The 20,184-nt window shown below is 63.6% G+C and carries 16 protein-coding genes; 12 read left to right on the top strand and 4 right to left on the bottom strand.

Translation table 11 applies throughout. The features are described from left to right. Window positions 1-19: 19 nt before the first annotated feature. From ABIG06_RS32855 to ABIG06_RS32830, 6 genes are all read left to right on the top strand, one after another. Window positions 20-1,231, top strand: coding sequence for a sialidase family protein (locus tag ABIG06_RS32855; RefSeq protein ID WP_370140060.1), 1,212 nt, complete (start codon window positions 20-22; stop codon window positions 1,229-1,231). Next, a complete protein-coding gene (locus ABIG06_RS32850) occupies window positions 1,228-1,725 on the top strand; it encodes a TlpA family protein disulfide reductase (protein ID WP_370140059.1) in 498 nt (165 codons plus the stop codon). The genes ABIG06_RS32855 and ABIG06_RS32850 overlap by 4 nt, the downstream gene beginning before the upstream one ends. Before the next feature lie 27 nt (window positions 1,726-1,752). Further along, window positions 1,753-2,289 (top strand): copper chaperone PCu(A)C, encoded by a 537-nt coding sequence (locus tag ABIG06_RS32845; RefSeq protein WP_370140058.1) that lies wholly within the window; start codon window positions 1,753-1,755, stop codon window positions 2,287-2,289. A gap of 430 nt (window positions 2,290-2,719) precedes the next feature. After that, on the top strand, window positions 2,720-4,039 hold the full coding sequence (gene proS, locus ABIG06_RS32840; protein ID WP_370140057.1) for a proline--tRNA ligase: 1,320 nt from the start codon (window positions 2,720-2,722) through the stop codon (window positions 4,037-4,039). Window positions 4,040-4,112: 73 nt separating this feature from the next. Next, window positions 4,113-5,393: a lipoprotein-releasing ABC transporter permease subunit gene (locus ABIG06_RS32835; protein WP_319337217.1), complete on the top strand. Its 1,281-nt coding sequence runs from the start codon at window positions 4,113-4,115 to the stop codon at window positions 5,391-5,393. Window positions 5,394-5,400: 7 nt separating this feature from the next. Further along, window positions 5,401-6,105, top strand: coding sequence for an ABC transporter ATP-binding protein (locus tag ABIG06_RS32830; protein WP_370140056.1), 705 nt, complete (start codon window positions 5,401-5,403; stop codon window positions 6,103-6,105). Window positions 6,106-6,198: 93 nt separating this feature from the next. Here ABIG06_RS32830 and ABIG06_RS32825 read toward each other — a convergent pair whose 3' ends face one another. Continuing rightward, window positions 6,199-7,278 carry a zinc-binding dehydrogenase gene (locus ABIG06_RS32825; protein WP_370140055.1) on the bottom strand — a complete coding sequence of 360 codons (1,080 nt, stop codon included), beginning with the start codon at window positions 7,276-7,278 and terminating at the stop codon, window positions 6,199-6,201. Window positions 7,279-7,386: 108 nt separating this feature from the next. Between ABIG06_RS32825 and ABIG06_RS32820 the strand changes: the two genes are divergently transcribed. Then, window positions 7,387-8,160, top strand: coding sequence for a helix-turn-helix transcriptional regulator (locus ABIG06_RS32820; RefSeq protein ID WP_370140054.1), 774 nt, complete (start codon window positions 7,387-7,389; stop codon window positions 8,158-8,160). A 276-nt stretch (window positions 8,161-8,436) separates the two neighbouring features. Continuing rightward, on the top strand, window positions 8,437-11,586 hold the full coding sequence (locus ABIG06_RS32815; protein WP_370140053.1) for a GAF domain-containing protein: 3,150 nt from the start codon (window positions 8,437-8,439) through the stop codon (window positions 11,584-11,586). Between the two features lie 245 nt (window positions 11,587-11,831). Here ABIG06_RS32815 and ABIG06_RS32810 read toward each other — a convergent pair whose 3' ends face one another. Beyond that, complete coding sequence (locus tag ABIG06_RS32810; RefSeq protein ID WP_370140052.1) at window positions 11,832-13,238, bottom strand: PLP-dependent aminotransferase family protein; 1,407 nt, start codon at window positions 13,236-13,238, stop codon at window positions 11,832-11,834. Window positions 13,239-13,352: 114 nt separating this feature from the next. Between ABIG06_RS32810 and ABIG06_RS32805 the strand changes: the two genes are divergently transcribed. Beyond that, window positions 13,353-13,814, top strand: coding sequence for a carboxymuconolactone decarboxylase family protein (locus ABIG06_RS32805; RefSeq protein ID WP_370140051.1), 462 nt, complete (start codon window positions 13,353-13,355; stop codon window positions 13,812-13,814). A 42-nt stretch (window positions 13,815-13,856) separates the two neighbouring features. Beyond that, on the top strand, window positions 13,857-14,495 hold the full coding sequence (locus ABIG06_RS32800) for an HD domain-containing protein (RefSeq protein WP_370140050.1): 639 nt from the start codon (window positions 13,857-13,859) through the stop codon (window positions 14,493-14,495). 51 nt (window positions 14,496-14,546) lie between these two features. On the opposite strand, the gene ABIG06_RS32795 is transcribed toward ABIG06_RS32800, so the two are convergent. Further along, on the bottom strand, window positions 14,547-14,804 hold the full coding sequence (locus ABIG06_RS32795; protein ID WP_370140049.1) for a DUF3551 domain-containing protein: 258 nt from the start codon (window positions 14,802-14,804) through the stop codon (window positions 14,547-14,549). Window position 14,805: 1 nt separating this feature from the next. Next, a complete protein-coding gene (locus ABIG06_RS32790; RefSeq protein WP_370140048.1) occupies window positions 14,806-15,114 on the bottom strand; it encodes a DUF3551 domain-containing protein in 309 nt (102 codons plus the stop codon). Between the two features lie 254 nt (window positions 15,115-15,368). On the opposite strand from ABIG06_RS32790, the gene ABIG06_RS32785 reads away from it, so the two are divergent. Together ABIG06_RS32785 and dnaE are read left to right on the top strand one after the other, a co-directional pair. Further along, window positions 15,369-16,094: an outer membrane protein gene (locus tag ABIG06_RS32785; RefSeq protein WP_370140047.1), complete on the top strand. Its 726-nt coding sequence runs from the start codon at window positions 15,369-15,371 to the stop codon at window positions 16,092-16,094. Between the two features lie 470 nt (window positions 16,095-16,564). Further along, complete coding sequence (dnaE, locus tag ABIG06_RS32780) at window positions 16,565-20,068, top strand: DNA polymerase III subunit alpha (protein ID WP_370140046.1); 3,504 nt, start codon at window positions 16,565-16,567, stop codon at window positions 20,066-20,068. Window positions 20,069-20,184 lie beyond the last annotated feature (116 nt).

The raw sequence follows: 20,184 nt of genomic DNA, 5'->3' as shown, positions 1-20,184 counted from the left end.
TCTTGAAGGGAGTAGGGCCATGATCCGAACTGGCTTGCTCGGGATCGTCGCACTCGCATTCTTGCAAGGTGCTGCGCTCGGACAGATGCGGGCTCCGCATGCGTCCGAAGCGGCGTGTGAGGAGCCGACGCTGCGCTGTGCAACCAAGGCGACGCCCGCATTTGCTCCGGACGGAACGCTGTGGCTGGTCTGGATGGCGGGAGGGCAGGTCTCGGTCGCGAGCTCGCAGGATGCGGGCCGCAATTTTTCGGTCCCCGTCCAGGTCACGACGAAGCGGCTGAACCTCGATTGGGGACCGGATGCGCGGCCGAAGATCGTGGTCGATCGCAAGGGCGGCATTGTCGTTGCGTTCTCGATCTTCAGGGACGAAGCCTTCAACGGCCAGGTGCTCTACACGCGTTCGACCGATGGCGGAAAGAGCTTCGCGGAGCTGAAGCCCATCACCGCAAGCAATGAGAGCCAGCGTTTCGAAGCGCTGGCGCTCGATCAGGATGGAACGGTTTTCGCAGCCTGGCTCGACAAGCGCAATCGTGTTCCCGCAAGAGAGGCGGGACGGAAATATGAGGGAGCAGCGCTGTTCTTTTCGTCATCCCGCGATGGCGGCGCCACCTACGCCGACGCCAGTCTCGCACGTGACGGCACCTGCGAATGCTGCCGATTGGGGCTGACGTTCGCGGCGCCCGGGCGGCCGGCCGTGATCTTCAGAAACATATTCGACGGGGGCGTACGCGACCACGCGATCATGACGTTCATCGACGTCTCGACGCCAGGGAAAATCCATAGGGTCAGCAACGACGACTGGCAGATCAATGCCTGCCCGCACCACGGCCCGAGCCTCACCGTTACGCCGAACGGAGCCTACCACGTCGCCTGGTACACGAACGGAAAGGCACGTAAGGGATTGTTCTACGCCCACTCGCGCGACGAAGGTCACACGTTCTCTGCGCCGATGGCGTTGGGGCGGCCGGACCGCAATCCGACGCGTCCCTTCGTGCTCGCGGGCCCGGCGGAGACGGTGATGGTGTGGAAGGAGTTCGATGGCGAAAAGACAACGGTCCAGATGACGATCTCTCAGGACGATGGCGAGACCTGGTCGTCGCCGAAGGCGATATCGAGCACGACCGACACTTCCGACCATCCCTTGCTCGTCTCCAATGGCGGACAGGTCTACCTGTCATGGATGACGAAAGCGGATGGCTACCGCCTCACAGCGATCGAGGACCAACCATGAGACGTCGATTTGCAGCTATTCTAGGTCTGGGTATCCTGGTCGCATCGGCGTCTGCCCTGGGATCGCCTCCTGGCCTCAAACCGTTCGAACGCGGCACCTGGCAAGGCGTGCTGAGGGGGCATGCAGGTCGTCCGACGCTCGTGCATTTCTGGGGTGTGACCTGCGGGCCCTGCAAGGTCGAGCTGCCGTTGCTCGGGAAATTTGCGAAGTACCATCCCGAAATCGATGTCGTCACCGTCAGCGCGGACCTCGTGCCGAACCTGCCGGCCGCGACGCAATCGATGCTCGACAAGGCGGGGCTGTCGTCGACCGAGAACTTCATCTTCAACGACGGCTTTGTCGAGCGCTTGCGGTTCGAGATCGATCCTGCCTGGCAGGGCGACATCCCCAGGACGATGCTCATCTCTCGCGACGGAATCATCACGACCATCGAGGGCTCCGCCGAAACTTCCGATCTGGAACAATGGTCGGCACAGCAACTCTCGAAACACTGAAGTTCAGTCTGCAAAGGGAATACCGATATGAAGACAAGGTTGAAAGATGTGCTGCTCGCTGCGTTCGCTCTTGCACTCTGCGCAGCACCGGCGATCGCCGACGACGTCAAGGCGGGCGATCTCGTCATCTCGCAGGCGTGGAGCCGTGCGACGCCGGGCGGCGCCAAGGTCGCCGGCGGCTATCTCATCATCGAGAACAAGGGCGCGGCGGCGGACAGGCTGATCGGCGTCTCCGCCGATATCGCTGGGAAGGCCGAGATCCATGAGATGGCGATGGACAACGGCGTGATGAAGATGCGCCCGCTCGACAAGGGGCTTGCGATCGATCCCGGCAAGACGGTGAAGTTCGCGCCTGGAGGCTATCACCTGATGCTCCAGGAGCTGAAGGGCCCGTTCAAGCAGGGCGACAAGGTGCCCGTGACGCTGCAATTCGAGAAAGCCGGCAAGGTCGCCGTTTCTCTCGACGTCCAGAGCGTCGGCGCGCAGGCGCCCGGCGATGCGGGGCACTCGGGTCACATGGACATGAAGAAAATGCCGGATCACTCGGGAATGAAGATGAAATGAGACGGATCCGGGCTCCCCGGGAGCCGAAGCAATGCGAGACCGGCGTCAGCCGCTGGATCGAAATCCCGCCTGAGGGGGCAGGGCATTCGCGTGAGGTCAAGGCGTCCGCGCCTGGCGTGAATCTCCTGTCAGAAGACTGATGTGTCCGCTGCGCTCGCGACGCTGCTCTTCATTGCCAGCTTCGCGAGCGGTGCGCATGTGGCGCTCATTCCTTGGAGGCCGCGATCTTGCCGGGCGCCGCTGCCGGTTTTCGTGACGGTCGCTCCCTGGAACGCCGCCTTCGCAAGCAACGCCTCAAGCTGAATCTGAAGCCGACGGAAAAATGACAAGGAATTTCGCTGCGTTAGCGGCTTTTCCTCATTCCCGGCCTTGTATTTTCGCTCTCAATCCGGTTTCACTGCGGACGATCACTGATTCCCAGAGTATTACCATGCGGTTGTCGCGGTTCTTTCTGCCCATCCTGAAGGAAAATCCGAAAGAGGCGGAGATCGTCTCGCATCGACTGATGCTGCGCGCCGGCATGATCCGGCAGGAGGCCGCCGGCATCTATGCCTGGCTGCCGCTCGGTTTCCGCGTGCTGAAGAAGATCGAGCAGATCGTGCGCGAGGAGCAGGACCGGTCCGGCGCGATCGAGGTATTGATGCCGACCTTGCAGCTCGCCGATCTCTGGCGCGAGAGCGGCCGTTACGATGCCTATGGCCCGGAGATGCTGCGCATCGCCGACCGCCACAAGCGCGAGCTGCTGTACGGGCCGACCAACGAGGAAATGATCACCGAGATCTTCCGCGCCTACGTCAAGTCCTACAAGAACCTTCCGTTGAATCTCTATCATATCCAATGGAAATTCCGCGACGAGCAGCGTCCGCGCTTCGGCGTGATGCGCGGCCGCGAGTTCCTGATGAAGGATGCCTATTCCTTCGACCTCAACGAGGCCGCGGCGCGGGTTGCCTACAACAAGATGTTCGTCGCCTATTTGCGCACCTTTGCGCGGATGGGGCTGAAGGCGATCCCGATGCGCGCCGAGACCGGCCCGATCGGCGGCGATCTCAGCCACGAGTTCATCGTGCTTGCCGAAACCGGCGAATCCGGCGTCTTCATCAATCGCGACGTGCTGGACCTGCCGGTGCCGGGCGAGGATGTCGATTATGAGGGCGACCTGACGCCGATCATCAAGCAATGGACCTCGCTCTATGCGGCGACGGAGGACGTCCACGACGCCGCGCGCTTCGAGCGGGAGGTGCCCGCGGACAAGCGGGTCAACACCCGCGGCATCGAGGTCGGGCAGATCTTCTATTTCGGCACCAAATACTCCGAGCCGATGAAGGCTCTGGTGGCGGGCCCCGACGGTGTCGACGTGCCGATCCATGGCGGCTCCTATGGCGTCGGCGTCTCGCGCCTACTCGGCGCCATCATCGAGGCCTGCCATGACGATGCCGGGATCAAATGGCCGGAGGCCGTCGCGCCGTTCCGCGTGTCGATTCTCAACCTCAAGCAAGGCGATGCGGCCGTCGACGCGGCCTGCGAGAAGCTCTACGCCGAACTCGCGGCCAAGGGCGTCGACGTGCTCTACGACGACACCGATCAGCGCGCTGGCGCCAAATTCGCCGCGGCCGACCTGATCGGCATCCCCTGGCAGATCATGATCGGGCCGAAGGGGCTAGCCGACGGCAAGGTCGAGATGAAGCGACGCAGCGACGGCGCGCGCGAGACCATGTCGCCTGCCGACGCGATTGCCCGGCTGGTCGGCTGAATATTGTTCATCGCCCGAGATCGCGGCCGCCAATCCGGCCACAATTGACCCCGAATCATGGGATTATCGAGCGATGGATGAGACCATGACCGAAACCGTGCAAACTGCGCCTTTTGCGCCATTCGAGTGGATGCTGTCGGCGCGCTATCTGCGGGCGCGGCGCAAGGAGGGATTCATCTCGGTCATCGCCGGGTTCTCCTTTCTCGGCATCATGCTTGGCGTTGCGACGCTGATCATCGTCATGGCCGTGATGAACGGCTTCCGCAAAGAGCTGCTCGACAAGATCCTGGGGCTCAACGGCCACATCCTGGTCCAGCCACTGGAATCGCCGCTGACCGACTGGAAGGACGTAGCCGAGCGCATCAGTCAGGTCGAGGGCATCCGCCTCGCGGCGCCCGTCGTGGACGGTCAGGCGCTGGCGTCGTCCCCATGGAACGCCTCGGGCGTCCTGGTGCGGGGCATCCGCTCCGACGATCTAAACAACCTCACCTCGATCGCCAAGAACATCAAGCAGGGCTCGCTCGAAGGCTTTGACGACGGGCAGGGCGTCGCGATCGGCCGCCGTCTCGCCGACCAGCTGTCGCTGCATGCCGGCGACAGCGTGACGCTGGTGGCGCCGAAGGGCGCGGTCACACCGATGGGCACGACCCCGCGGATCAAGCCGTACAAGATCGTCGCCGTGTTCGAGATCGGCATGTCCGAATATGATCTCGGCTTCGTGTTCATGCCGCTGGCTGAAGCGCAGGCCTATTTCAACCGCAGCAACGACGTGACCTCGATCGAGGTGTTCACCACCAACCCCGACAAGATCGATGCCTTTCGCAAGGCGGTGACGGAGGCGGCGGGTCGGCCGGTGTTCCTGGTCGACTGGCGGCAGCGCAATTCGACCTTCTTCAATGCGCTCCAGGTCGAGCGCAACGTGATGTTCCTGATCCTGACGATGATCGTGCTGGTCGCCGCGCTCAACATCGTCTCCGGCCTGATCATGCTGGTGAAGGACAAGGGCAGCGACATCGCGATCTTGCGCACGATGGGCGCCTCGCAGGGATCGATCATGCGGATCTTCCTGATCACGGGCGCCTCGATCGGCGTGGTCGGCACGCTGGTCGGCTTCTTCGTAGGCCTGGTGATCTGCCTCAACATCGAATCGATCCGGCAATTCCTGTCCTGGTTGACCAGCACCGAATTGTTCTCGCCGGAACTCTATTTCCTGTCGAAACTGCCCGCCGAGATCGACGTGGGCGAGACCACGGCCGTCGTCATCATGGCGCTGACGCTGTCGTTCCTGGCGACGCTCTATCCGTCGTGGCGCGCCGCGCGCCTCGATCCCGTCGAAGCGCTGCGGTACGAGTGAGGGGCTGATGGAGCAGCAGCAGGGGGCGGAAGATGTACCGGTCATTTATCTCCACGAGATAAAGCGGCAGTACCTGCAGGGCGAGGTGCCGCTGACGATCCTCGACGGAGCCAATCTGGCGCTGTGGGCAGGCCAATCCGTCGCGCTGGTGGCGCCGTCGGGCTCGGGCAAGTCGACGCTGCTGCATATCGCGGGGCTGCTCGAAGCGCCCGATTCCGGCGAGGTCTATGTCTCGGGCGTGCCGACCTCGCAGCTGCCCGACATCGAGCGCACGCAGCTTCGCCGCACCGACATCGGCTTCGTCTACCAGTCGCACCGGCTGCTGCCGGAGTTCTCGGCGCTCGAGAACGTCATGCTGCCGCAGATGATCCGCGGCCTGAAGAAGTCCGAGAGCGTCAAGCGCGCCAAGGAGATCCTGGGCTATCTCGGCCTCGGCGACCGCATCACCCACCGCCCGGCTGAGCTGTCCGGCGGCGAGCAGCAGCGTGTTGCGATCGCGCGTGCGGTCGCCAACGCGCCGCGCGTGCTGTTTGCGGACGAGCCGACCGGCAATCTCGACCCGCACACGGCGGATCACGTGTTTCAGGCTCTGATGCAGCTGGTCAAGGCGACTCGGGTGTCGATGCTGATCGCGACCCACAACATGGAGCTCGCCGGCCGCATGGACCGGCGCGTCTCGCTCTCGAACGGCCAGGTGGTCGAACTCGACTAGCAGAATTGCGAAAACAACCCCATGCACAGTAGCCAAGTGCTTGGCGGGACTGACAGAAAAATCGGCGACGGCGCTCGGCCGCCGCCTGAGGGCTCATGGCCTGATCACGGTCAATTTGAACGGCCCGCCATTGGCGGCGGCGTGCTCGACCGCCGCGTTGGCATGGTCGAGGTCGAAGGCCGTGGTCTCGTACGCGTCGAGCCGCAGCAGCCCCGCGCGGACCAGCGCAATCAGGCGGCTCGCCGCATCCGGCGGGTACATCCAGACGCCGTGGATGCTGATGCAGTTGCGCATGATCCAGGGGTAGGGCAGCTCTAGGCCCGCGCCGCCCGCCATGCCGACGCCGCCCATCAGCACGACACGGCCATAAGCGCGCACCGTCATGACCGCCGCGCGCACGACGGTCGGGCTCACCGAAGGCGGCATGATGTCGAACACGCAGTCGATCGGGCCCGGTGCGGCGCGCTTCATGCTCTCGCGGTCGTCGTCCTCGTTACCGGTGAGCCTGACCGGCTTCACGCGGTCGCCGAAGCGACGGACGAGGTCGGCGAGGATCTTTTCGTTGCGGCCCGGCGCCACCACGCAGGCTGCGCCCATCGCCAGCGCAACGGATACTGCCGCGCTGCCGAAATTGCCGGTGGCGCCGCTCACCAGCACGGTCTCGCCGGCCTGAAGATTTGCAGCGAGGAAGCCGCCATAAGGCACCAGCAGCGTCCCCAGCGCGCACCAACGCGTCGCTTCCTCCGACGTGATCGCGCCGAGGCGTTTGACGTTCTCGGTCGGCAGGCGCATCTGCTCGGCGAAGGAGCCATGGCGAAAGTGCTTTTGCAGAAGCATGCCGCCGGGCCCGGCGGCGGTCAGCCCCTGCAGAGCGATATCGGGCGCAACGGAGTCATCGCGCGAGCGCACAGTCGGGTCGCAGAACACCCAGTCGCCAATGGCAAGCCTGGTCGCGTCCGGACCGATCGCGCGGACCCGGCCGATGCCGCCGGGGCCCGGCACGATCGGCAGGTCGAGCGCATAATTGCGCGTCCCGTCGAGGACCTCGTTCATGTAGGACAGCACGCGCGTGGCGACGACGTCGACGATCACCTCGCCGGTGCCGATGGCTGGGTCCGGAACGTCTTCGATCACCAGCGGCGATCCAAAGGATTTGAGCACGGCAGCTTTCATGATGTTCACCTCAAGGTCGGGTGAAGCCCTATGCGCCGCCTTGGAAGGGACAGGAAGGCCTGGTATTATCCTAGTATTCCACAGGCCCTCCATTGCAGGACGCTCGTCATGGCCGATCCACGCCGGGTTGAATTCGGCGACTTCCTGAGGTCCCGCCGCGAAAAGCTGTCGCCGAAGACCGTCGGGCTTCCGATGAGCCGGCGCCGGCGCACCGCGGGGCTGCGTCGCGAGGAGGTCGCGCAGCTCGCCGGCATCGGCGTCGACTGGTACATCCGCCTCGAGCAGGGCCGCACCGTCAGCCCGTCCGTCACCACGATCGACGCACTGGCCCGCGCGCTGCGTCTCAGCAAGACCGAGCATACGCACCTGAAGGCGCTGGCGCGCGACGGCGACAAGCGCGCGTTCACGCGCGAAATCGTGCCGCCGCCGATCCAGCGGATGATCGAGAGCCTGCACCAGCCGGCCTACGTCACCGGCCGGCGCTGGGACGTGCTGGCCTGGAACGACGCGGCCGAGGACGTCTTCGCCTTCGGGCGATTGCCCGAGCAGGATCGCAACACGCTGCTCCTCATGATGACCAACAAGCAGACGCGAAAATCCTACGGCGCCGGCTGGGCGGACGTCGCCAAGGCCATGGTGGCGATGTTTCGCGCAACCCACGACATCTGGGCCGGCGATCCCGCCTTCACGGAATTGCTCACGCGACTGCGCGAGGGCAGTCCGGAATTCGTCAAATGGTGGGAGGCGCACGACATCCGCAGCACCATCTCGGGCCGCAAGACCATGAACCATCCGGCCAAAGGCGTGCTGCACTTCGAGCACACCAGCTTCCAGGCCAACGACGATCCCGCGCTGAAGCTCGTGATCTATACGCCGGTGTAGGACGGAGACTGATTCAATAGAGCGTCTCGCTTCGAAGCCAATCCGGCCTTCGAATACGACCGGTGCAGATCTCGTTCCGAGCACAATTTCGAACGTGAAGCGCCTTCAGCCGGATCCCAAGGGCCAGGGAACCCAGGTGTCACCCAGCGGTTAATTGGTCGGCCAGTCGACATCGACGTCAGGTCGGCCTGCCCCGAATCGAAGTGAACTGCGCAACGCGGAATACAGTTTCATCAGTCTATTGAATGGAGGCAGGGAAGTGTCCGGGGAAGACCGATGACGACAGCGACCGGGCTGCGCTCGGCCGACCGCAATGCCGTCTTAGCCACCCTCGGCGACTACATTCGAGAAATCGGCAACCCCGACGATCTCGCCTATGCCGCGGCTGAGCTGCTTGGCCGCAGCCTCAATGTCAGCCGGGCAGGTTACGGCACCGTTGATACCTCCGCCGAAACGATCACTATCGTTCGCGACTGGAACGCTCCCGGGATCTCGAGCCTGGCCGGCGTGCTGCGCTTTCGCGACTACGGCAGCTATATCGAGGATTTGAAGCGGGGCGAAACGGTCGTCTGCGCCGATGCCGAAAAAGACCCTCGCATCGGGGACCGCGCCCGAGCTCTCGAGGCGATCTCTGCACGCGCGCTCGTCAACATGCCGATCTCCGAGCCCGACGGGGTCGTGGCGCTGTTGTACCTCAACAATGCCGCGCCGCGCGAATGGAGCCCTGAAGAGCTGGAGCTCATCCGCGATGTTGCCGAGCGCACGCGCACCGCGGTCGAACGCCGCCGTGCGGAAACGGCCGTGCGCGAGAACGAAGCCCGGCTGCTCTTCCTTGACGCCCTCAACAAGGAGACGGCCAAGATCCGCGATGCCGACGGCGTGATGGCGGTGACGACGAGAATGGTCGGTGAGCATCTCGGCGTCTCGAACTGCGCCTATGCCGACATGGATCCTGATCAGGACGGCTTCACCATACGGGGAGACTGGGCAGCTCCCGGTGCGATGCACATCCTGGGGCACTATAGCCTTGCTGACTTCGGTGAGAAGGCGGTGCGAGAGCTGAGCGTCGGCAGGCCCCTCGTCATCAACGACAATCTGAAGGAGATCGCGCCGGAGGAAGCCGCGGCTTTCCAGCGCATCGGCATAGGTTCGACGATTTGCATGCCCCTGGTGAAGGAGGGGCGACTGACTGCCTTGATGGCGATACATCACCGGGGCCCGCATCTCTGGACGCCACGGGAGCTTGCTTTGCTCACCGAGGTGACGGAGCGATCATGGGCGCACATCGAGCGCGTCCGGTCGGAGCAGGCAGCCCGGGAAGCGGCCGAACGGCTGGTCCTCGCGAACAGGGCGGCGGGCATCGGCACCTGGGACTACGATCCGCTCAACGACGTTCTCCGATGGGATAGCCGCTGCAAGGAGGTGTTCGGTCTCCCTCCGGATGCCGACGTCAGCTATGAAGCGTCGTTCCTGAAGGGCATTCATCCCGACGACAGGCAGCGCGCCCATGAGGCCGTATCGGCAGCCCTGAAGCCCCATTCTCCGGCGAGCTACAACATCGAATACCGAACTGTTGGTATTGAGGACGGCGTCGAGCGCTGGATCGCCGCCACTGGTCGCGCAATTTTCTCCGAAGGCCAGGCTACTCGCTTCATTGGGACGGTGCTGGATATCTCCGCACAAAAGAAAACCGAACGTCATCTCAGGATCCTCAACGATACGGGGACATCGGTTGCCCGCGAGCGCGATCTCGAGAAGATCGTTCAGATCGTGACAGACGCCGGCGTCGAGCTGACGGCTGCTCAATTCGGAGCCTTCTTCTACAACGTCCTGGCAGCGGACGGCGGCAGCTACATGCTGTACTCGCTGTCCGGCGCACCCCGATCCGCTTTCGAAAACTTCCCAATGCCGCGCAACACCGCCGTGTTCGAGCCGACGTTCAAGGGCACGGGCGTGGTGAGGTCGGACGACATTCTGCAGGACCCGCGCTATGGCAGGAATGCGCCGCGCAAAGGCATGCCCGAGGGCCATCTTCCGGTCCGCTCCTACCTGGCGGTCCCCGTGGTCTCGCGAAGCGGCGAAGTGCTCGGTGGGCTTTTCTTCGGCCACGCGGAGGTAGGTAAGTTCCACGAAGAGCATGAGGCGGCATTGCTCGGCATTGCCGGTCATGCCGCGACGGCCATCGACAACGCTCGGCTCTTGACCAAGCTCGAGGCGCTCAATGCCGAGCTGGAGCAACGCGTCGCCGACGAGATCGGCGAGCGCATGAAGGCCGAGGAGCAATTGCGGCAATCGCAGAAGATGGAAGCCGTCGGGCAATTGACGGGAGGCATCGCCCACGACTTCAACAATATGCTCGCTGTGATACTGGGAAGCCTGAATCTTGCAAAGCGGCGGCTCAGCAAAGGAGAGGTCAGTGTTGAGCGCTTCATCGAGGGTGCCATTGAGGGCGCAAACCGCGCAGCCACTTTGACGCAAAGGCTGCTCGCGTTCTCGCGTCAGCAGCCTCTTGCGCCGGAAGTCCTGGACGTCAACAGGATGGTCGGCGGGATGAGTGAGTTGCTCGAGCGATCGCTTGGCGAGCTGGTCCACCTCGAAACGGTCCTCGCTGCGGGTCTCTGGCGCGTCAAAGCCGACCCCGCCCAGCTGGAAAGCGCGGTCATCAATCTTGCGGTGAATGCGCGTGATGCCATGCCGAAGGGCGGCAGGCTGACAATCGAAACCAGCAACGCTTCGATAGATCGAAAATATGCCCGCGAATACGCCCTGGCACCCGGGCAATACGTTCTGATTGCCGTGACGGACAACGGCACGGGAATTCCGGCCGAGATGCTGGGAAAGGTCTTCGATCCGTTCTTCACGACCAAGGTCGTGGGGAAGGGCACCGGCCTCGGACTAAGTCAGGTCTACGGCTTCGTGCGGCAGTCGGGCGGCCATGTCAAAATCTACTCGGAAGTCGACGTCGGCACGACCGTGAAGATCTACCTTCCCCGTATCATCGGCGAGGAGGCAATCGCGGACTCCACGCGCGGAGTCATACATCCAGGCGCAAGCCATCAGAACGAGACGATTCTCGTCGTGGAAGATGACGAGCGTGTCCGCAGCATCTCATCCGAAAGCCTGCGCGAGCTCGGCTATAGCGTCATCGAAGCTGCGAGCGCCAGAGAGGCGATCAGGACGATCGAAAACGGCACCGTTCCGGATCTGCTGTTCACGGATGTCGTCATGCCCGAAATGACCGGGGCTGAACTCGCGGCAAAGCTGTCGAAACGACATCCGGGTTTGAAGGTGTTGTTTACCACCGGCTACACGCGCAATGCGATCGTCCACAACGGCGTGCTCGACGCCGGCAAGCATCTGCTGTCCAAGCCCTTCGCGATCGAAGACCTGGCCGCCAAAATTCGCAATCTGCTCGACGAGAGTTGAGAGCGTCGCGTCAGACGCCCTTCGATTCGAAGCACGCCAGCTTCCAAAGCGAATGGCTTCAGGTTGAATCGATCGCCGCGGGCAATCGAGCTTCATCCCATTACGCTTTACGGCGATGTCGGTCCGGCGGTGAAGCTCGTACCAGACGATCTTCGGATAGATATCTCCCGTTGCATGTCGCCTTCAGAGGGCGCTGTCCCGGCTTTCGCCAGAAGACCTTTGAGGAATATGCCGACGCGTATTGATCACGTCAGTCGATCGATGATCTGAAGGAGCCGATCGCAGGACGCCTCGATCTTCTTGAGAGGAGACATTGCGACGCCGAGCAACAATCCTGGGCGCGCAGAAGCATGCGTCGCAGACCAGAGCGATAGCGGCGTAGGCGCGAGGCCAAGCGGTGCCGCTTCCCTGGCGATGGCCAGATCGGGTGCTCCCTCCGGCAAGCGCAGGATCGCAGCCAATCCGGCAATCGCAACGTTTGCAGTGCGCGGGCGCAGGTACTTCAGCAAACCATCGGCTTGCGTTGCGTAGACCCGTTTGGTGCGCCGAAGATGCCGGATATAATGGCCGTCGCTCATGAAATCAGCCAGCGCAAGCTGCACCGCCCGTCCAGGCGCCGGCGCGAGGCACGCCGCGACTTCCGCAAATCGCGACGCCAGAGCGGCGGGTGCAACCACAAAGCCCAGTCGCAGGGCCGGAGTCACGGTCTTGCTGAAAGTGCCTATGTGAATGACGCGACCGGCGCGGTCGAGCGAGGCAAGCGCCGGTGTCGCCCGGCCCTCGAGCTGAAGCTCGCTCAGATAGTCATCCTCGATCACCCACGCCTTGCTTTGCCTGGCCCAGTCGAGCAGACGTGAGCGTCTTGCCAGCGACAATGTCGCTCCGAGCGGCGCCTGCTGCCCTGGCGTCACGACCACCAGTGCGGCATCAGGAGCATGCTTCAGGCCGAAATCGACATCGATGCCGTCGACGTCCACGGGGATCGGCACGATCGATGATCGCGCAAGCGTGAGGCCGTGCCGGGTGAAGGGAAAGCCCGGGTCCTCCATCCAGGCCTTCTTCTGCTCGAGGCCGAGGACGCGGAGCGTCAGGCCAAGGCCGCCGCTGAAACCGCCGGTGATGATGATCTGGAAGGGCGCGCATTCGATTCCGCGCGCCAGCGCGAGGTAGGCCGCGATCTCGCGCCGCAATGCCGGCTCGCCGCGCGGATCAGGATAGATCGCCGGTGCGCTCGTCTCGATACGGACCGCCCGGGCGCGTATCCGCGCCAGCAACGTCGCAGGAAGCGTCTCCTGCGCAGGCACGCCCATCTGGAAGATCGCCGGGCCAGCCGTAAGCTCCTGGTACATCTCCATGAACGAGCCTGGGGCCGGAGAATTGTCCCGCCGCACCGGAAGGCGCGGCCGGTCCGCGACATGTGTTCCAGTCGCGCGGCTTGCGACGATCAGTTGGGCGGCTGAGAGCTTTTCGTATGCGACGCGCACGGTGCCGCGCGCGACGCCGAGCTGAGCGGCCAGATCCTGCCAGGAAGGCAGGCGCGCGCCCGGGGCGAGCACGCCGCTCTCGATGGCGGCCCTGATTCCCCTGTGGATCTGCTCGGCCAACGGCGTCTTCGCAGATCGATCCAGCTCCAGGCGCAGCGGCTTGGTCATGCCTGCTTGGTACACGATTTTTGTGCATTTTTGGTGCTTTTTCGTGAACCAGAGCAGGGGCACCTAAGGGGCAACGGGGAGTGTTCGACCCTCCGATCGTGAAGGAGCAAGCAGATGAGTGAACGTCTCGACTACAACCACGTTGCACCTGCAGGCGCGAAGGCGCTGGGCGGTGTCTACGGCTACGTCATGCAGAGCGGGCTTCCCGCGACGCTGGTCACCCTGGTCTATCTCCGTGTGTCGCAGATCAACAACTGCGCCTATTGCCTCGACATGCATACGCGCGACCTGCTCAAGGGTGGCGTGAAGATCGAAAAGCTGGCGCTGGTGCAGGCGTGGGCGGAGGCAGGCGATCTCTTCGACGAGCGCGAGCGCGCCGCCCTTGCATGGGCCGAGACGGTCACCCGCGTCGCCGAGACCAGCGTTCCGGATGATGCCTATCGAGCCGCCCGCAAGGTCTTCAATGAGCGCGAGCTCGTCGATCTCACGATCGCGATCAGCCTGATGAATGCATACAATCGCATGTCGATCAGCTTCCGGAAAAAGCCGCAGGCCGTGCTCGCAAGTGCCGCCTGACGACGAATGACATCAGCCGAAACAGAAAGCAGGAGCCTGAAAATGACGAGCGTGATCTCCGGCGTCAAAATTCCCGACAGTCAATTGGCGCGCGAGGCTGCCGAACTGGTGCGCAGCTACGAAGACGAGATGTTGTTCAACCATTCGGTTCGCGTCTACATGTTCGGCGCGATCAAGGGGCTGCGTCAGAAGCTGAAGTTCGATCCCGAGCTGCTGTATGTCGCGGCGCTGTTTCACGACCTCGGTCTCGTCGATCACTACCACACCGAGACCAAGCGATTTGAGGTCGATGGCGCCGACGCCGCGCGCGACTTTCTGCGGGCGCGCGGCATTGCCGAGCCGCAGTCCGACCTGGTGTGGGAAGCAATCGCGCTACACACCACCCCCGGCATTCCACAATATATGAGACCGGAAATCGCGCTCACCAACGCAGGCGTCCTGGTGGACGTCGTGGGCATTGGATATGACGAGTACACGCCGGAGCAGCGCGACCAGGTGATCTCCGCGTACCCGCGCGGCGACTTCAAGAACGAGTTCCTGAAGGTGCAGACCTGCTCGGCGCTGAAAAAGCCGCAGACGACGTTCGGGACGGTCAATTTCGATTACATCGAAGATCACGATCCGAGCTTCCGCAAGCCGAACGCGTGCACACGCATCCGCAACACGCCCTGGCAAAGTTGAGGCGACGCAGCCGCCCCGTCACGGGATGCTCGGCATCAGCCGAACGGTTGATCATCCGGCCGGGCGTCTCGGGCGGTGAGGGGGCGCCGGTTTGCTTGACTGAAAATATGGATTCACCACGCAACTCGCGGAGCGCCCGACGGCGAGATAGCGGCACTGCGCGAGCGATGCGTAGCGGCAGTCGAAATAGCCGACGGGCCCGTAGATCTGCATGCAGACCGGATAGCTCGGATCGTAGGTCTGTGCATGCGCAAGTCCGCCGGCCAAGAGCTGGGCGATCGCGATGAGCGCGAGGCGGGCCCGGCGCATCTCAGCGTGGCAGGAAATAGCCGGGCGTCTGCGCGCGCGGACGATTCTGATACGCGTATGGATCGTCGCTTTGTCCGACGAAATACGGATTGGCGATGCAGGTCAGCGCGCGACCGGATGCGCTCTCCTGACATTGCGCGTAGGTGTCGAACCTACAATTGCTGAGTCCCGGCCATTCATCACCGGTGAGGCAGAATGGATGATTTTTGCCGAATGCGTGCGCCGGTGTGCTTGCACCTGATGCGAACGCAAATGTGACGAATGTGAGCGAAAATGTGGCGACAATGGGCAACGGAACTCGACCGCGCATTTCGATTCTCCAATCACGCGAATGTGCGCGCGATGCCGGTACGCGCACGTGCAGTTTATGTCCTCTAGTCGACATTGGAACTCATGGAAACCCTTGTTTCATAGGGTTTCCGCACACCTGCTGATAAACATTCGTCAATCAGCGAGGTCCTTTGGACCTAACTGTTGCGTCGCGGTTACAGCAATTCCGTCGTCCACTGCTAAGACATTGCGCACGGCCCGGGGGCCTACTGAAGAAACTGGAACGGGAATCAAATGAAGAAGAGTTTGTTGCTTGCCGCTGTCAGCCTCGTTGCGCTCAGCGCGGCTGCACCGGCGATGGCTGCTGACCTCGCGGCGCGGCCCTACACCAAAGCTCCGCCGGCGGCGATCGCAGCTGTGTACGACTGGAGCGGCTTCTACATCGGCGTCAACGGTGGCGGCGGTTCGGCGGATACGTCGTGGGACCTCGTCAACTTCGGTCCGGAAGGTTCGCACAACTCGACCGGCGGGACGGTCGGTGGCCAGATCGGCTATCGCTGGCAGACTGGCCAGTTCGTTTTCGGTGTGGAAGGCCAGGGCAACTGGGCCGACTTCTCGGGCGACAACATCAGTCTGATCGCCCCCGGCAATCGTAACCGGACCAGGATGGACGCATTTGGGCTCATCACCGGTCAGGTTGGCTATGCCTGGAACAACGTCCTGCTCTACGTGAAGGGCGGTGCGGCTGTCGTCAGCAACAAGTACGACGTCTACAGCGTTGCCACGGGTGCAAACCTCGATAACGCGGACGAGACCCGCTGGGGCGGCACGGTCGGCGCAGGCCTGGAGTTCGGTTTCGCTCCGAACTGGACGGTCGGTGTCGAGTACAACCACATCTTCCTCGGCGACCAGAATGTCACGTTCGCCAGTGGTGCGGTCGACCGCATCAAGCAGGACGTCGACATGGGCCTCGTCCGCCTGAACTACAAGTTCGGCGGCCCGCTGATGGCTCGCTACTAAGACAGCTCGCTCAACGCGAGCGGCTGACGAAAGCCCCGGCTTCGGCCGGGGCTTTTTTGTTGTTTGCATTCAGCGAGTTAACCATCGCGTTTCGCGCGCTCTCGGATCGCTTGACTCCCCTGAACAAAATGAGAACAATGTTCTTCATACGTTCCAACAAGGGAGCAGGCCATGTTCAGGGTTTTCGTGGAAGAAGCCGCCGCATTGGCGTCCATCACGCTGTTCGTCGGGATGATCGCGATCTGGGCGCAGGTGATTCCGCAGCTCTAGGCCGGTGAGCGTGCCGCTTGCGCTTGGGGAAAAGCGGGACGACTTGGCCGATCCGCCGGTCCGGCGTGGACTCTGGAGCAGTGACGCCCCACCATTGTGAGGCGAGTCGGCCGGGCGATGCGGGATCCTCTTTGATCTGCCTGACATCTCCCGGCGCTGGCGACCGCTCCATTTCATCTGCAAGAGGCCGTCACGCGACCATGCCGAGCGCCGGATTCGTTCACCTTCACGTTCACTCGGCCTATTCGCTGCTCAAGGGCTCGATCAAGATCGCCAAGCTCGCCGAGCTTGCGAAGAAGGATCACCAGCCTGCGCTGGCGCTGACCGACACCGACAATTTGTTCGGTGCGCTGGAGTTCTCGGACAAGATGGCGAGTTCCGGCATCCAGCCGATCGTCGGCTGCGAGCTGGCCATCGATTTCGGCGATCAGGATCCGAATGCGCGCAACGCGATGGGGCCGTCGCGCGTGGTGCTGCTGGGAGCGCAGGAGTGCGGCTATCGCAGCCTGATGCGGCTGAACTCGCGCGCGTTCCTGGAATCGCCGGACAGCCATGCTCCGTTCATCAAGTTCGATTGGCTCGAGGGCGAGACCGAAGGCCTGATCGCACTGACGGGCGGACCGGACGGGCCGATCTCGTTGGCGCTCGCGGGCGGTCACGCCGAGCTCGCCGGCGCGCGCTGCGAGCGTCTGGCCGGCCTGTTCGGCGACCGCCTCTACGTCGAATTGCAGCGCCATAACACCGAGAAGGAGCGGCGCGTCGAAAGCGGCCTGATCGACATTGCCTACGCCAAGGGACTGCCGCTGGTTGCGACCAACGAGCCGTATTTCGCCGCGACCGATGATTACGAAGCCCATGACGCGCTGCTCTGCATCGCCGGCGGGCGACTGATCGCCGAGACCGAGCGCGAGCAGCTCACGCCGGATCATCGCTTCAAGACGCGCGCCGAGATGGCGGTGCTGTTCGCCGACATCCCGGAGGCGCTGGCCTCGACGGTGGAGATCGCCGAGCGCTGCTCGTTCCGGCCGATGACGCGCAAGCCGATCCTGCCGTTCTTCACCGTGGGCGCCGCGTCGAGCTCGGACGCCGCTGCAGTCGAGGCGGCTGAATTGAAGCGCCAGGCGAAGGAGGGGCTCGCCAACCGCCTGCGCGTGCATGGCCTGTCGCAGGGCACGACGGAAGAGACCTACGCCAAGCGGCTCGCCTTCGAGCTCGACGTCATCACCCGCATGAAATACGCGGGCTACTTCCTGATCGTGTCCGACTTCATCAAATGGGCGAAGTCGCAAGGGATTCCGGTGGGGCCGGGCCGCGGCTCCGGCGCCGGCTCGCTGGTCGCCTGGGCGCTGACCATCACCGACCTCGATCCGATCAAGTTCGGCCTGCTGTTCGAGCGCTTCCTCAATCCCGAACGCGTCTCGATGCCGGACTTCGACATCGACTTCTGCCAGGACCGCCGCGGCGAGGTCATCAGTTACGTGCAGCAGCGCTACGGCCGCGACCAGGTCGCGCAGATCATCACCTTCGGTACGCTGCAGGCGCGCGGCGTGCTGCGCGACGTCGGGCGCGTCCTCCAGATGCCCTATGGCCAGGTCGACAAGCTCACGAAACTGGTGCCGCAAAATCCTGCTGCACCGGTGACGCTGGCCGCCGCGATCGAGAGCGAGCCGAAGCTCCAGGCGTTTCGCGACGAAGACCCGGTGGTGGCGCGCGCCTTCGACATCGCCCAGCGCCTCGAAGGCCTGACGCGCCACGCTTCGACCCATGCGGCCGGCATCGTGATCGGCGATCGCCCGTTGAGCGAGCTCGTGCCGCTCTACCGCGATCCCAAATCCGACATGCCGGTGACCCAGTTCAACATGAAATGGGTCGAGCCCGCCGGGCTCGTGAAGTTCGACTTCCTCGGCTTGAAAACGCTCACAGTCCTCGACGTCGCAGTCAAACTGCTCGAGCCGCGCGGCATCCATGTCGATCTCGCCACGCTGCCGATCGACGATGCCGAGAGCTACCAGATGCTGGCGCGCGGCGACGTCGTTGGCGTGTTCCAGGTTGAAAGCCAGGGCATGCGGCGGGCGCTGATCGACATGCGTCCGGACCGTTTCGAGGACATCATCGCACTGGTCGCGCTCTATCGCCCGGGCCCGATGGCGAACATCCCGACCTACTGCGCGCGCAAGCACGGCGACGAGGAGCCGGAATATCTGCATCCGGTGTTGGAGCCGATCCTCAAGGAGACCTTCGGCGTCATCATCTACCAGGAACAGGTGATGCAGATCGCGCAGGTGATGTCGGGCTACTCGCTCGGGGACGCCGACCTCCTGCGCCGCGCCATGGGCAAGAAGATCCGCGCCGAGATGGACAAGCAGCGCGACATCTTCGTCGCGGGCGCGGTGAAGAACGGCGTGCCGAAGGGGCAGGCCGAGACCATCTTCGAACTCCTGGCGAAGTTTGCCGACTACGGCTTCAACAAAAGCCACGCGGCGGCTTACGCGCTGGTGTCCTACCACACCGCCTACATGAAGGCGCACTATCCCGTGGAGTTCATCGCGGCGTCGATGACGCTCGATCTCAACAACACCGATAAGCTCTCCGAATTCCGCTCCGAGGCGCAGCGGCTCGGCATCAAGGTCGAGCCGCCCAACATCAACCGGTCGGGCGCGACCTTCGACGTCGGCGAGAAGACGATCTACTACGCGCTCGCAGCGCTCAAGGGCGTCGGGATTCAGGCGATCGAGCAGATCATCGCGGAGCGGACCAGAGGCGGCCTGTTCACCTCGCTCGCCGATTTCGCCGCGCGGGTCTCGCCGCGCGCGATCAACAAGCGCATCATCGAAAGTCTCGCTGCCGCGGGCGCCTTCGATACGCTGGAGCCGAACCGGGCGCGCGTCTTTGCCGGTGCTGATTCGATCCTCGCCGCGTGCCAGCGCGCGCATGAGGCCGCGACCATCGGCCAGAACGACATGTTCGGCATGTCGGCGGATGCGCCGACCATCATGCTGCCGCAGGTCGAGCCGTGGCTGCCGGCCGAAAAGCTCCGCCGCGAATATGACGCCGTCGGCTTCTTCCTGTCCGGCCATCCGCTCGACGATTACGCCACCGTGCTGAAGCGGCTGCGGGTGCAGAGCTGGGCCGAGTTCTCGCGCGCGGTGAAGACCGGCGCGACCGCCGGCAAGGTCGCCGCCACCGTGGTCTCGCGCATGGAGCGGCGCACCAAGACCGGCAACAAGATGGGCATCATGGGGCTCTCTGATCCCACGGGCCACTTTGAGGCGGTGCTGTTCTCCGAAGGGCTCGCGCAATATCGCGACGTGCTGGAGCCGGGCGCGGCCGTGCTGCTGCAGCTGGGGGCCGAGCTTCAGGGCGAGGACGTGCGCGCCCGCGTGCTGCATGCCGAGCCGCTCGATGACGCCGCGGCCAAGACGCAGAAGGGCCTGCGCATCTTCCTGCGCGACACCAAGCCGCTGGACTCGATCGCCAAGCGTCTCGCCGGACCCGACATGGCGGGCTCCAACGGCGGTGCGCCGAAGGTCGGCAGTCCCGGTATCGCACCGCGATCCAACGGCGACGGCGAGATCTCGCTCGTGATGATGCTCGACCTCGAGACGGAAGTGGAGATGAAGCTGCCCGGCCGTTTCAAGGTCTCGCCCCAGATCGCGGGCGCGATCAAGGCGGTCGCGGGCGTGGTGGACGTGCAGCAGCTCTGACATTGCCGTATCGCTGCAAACCAAAGCTTAACTATTTGCCTCGCACGTGGTTTCAAGCTTGAGCGAGCGCAGCTATCAGTTGTCGTCTCGACAATCTCGTTCGGGCGGGAAACCAG

Origin of the sequence: Bradyrhizobium sp. USDA 326, assembly GCF_049739485.1 — a bacterium.
Lineage (GTDB): Bacteria > Pseudomonadota > Alphaproteobacteria > Rhizobiales > Xanthobacteraceae > Bradyrhizobium.
Note: the sequence above shows the minus strand (reverse complement) of the source record. Positions and strands in the feature narration are given on the sequence as shown.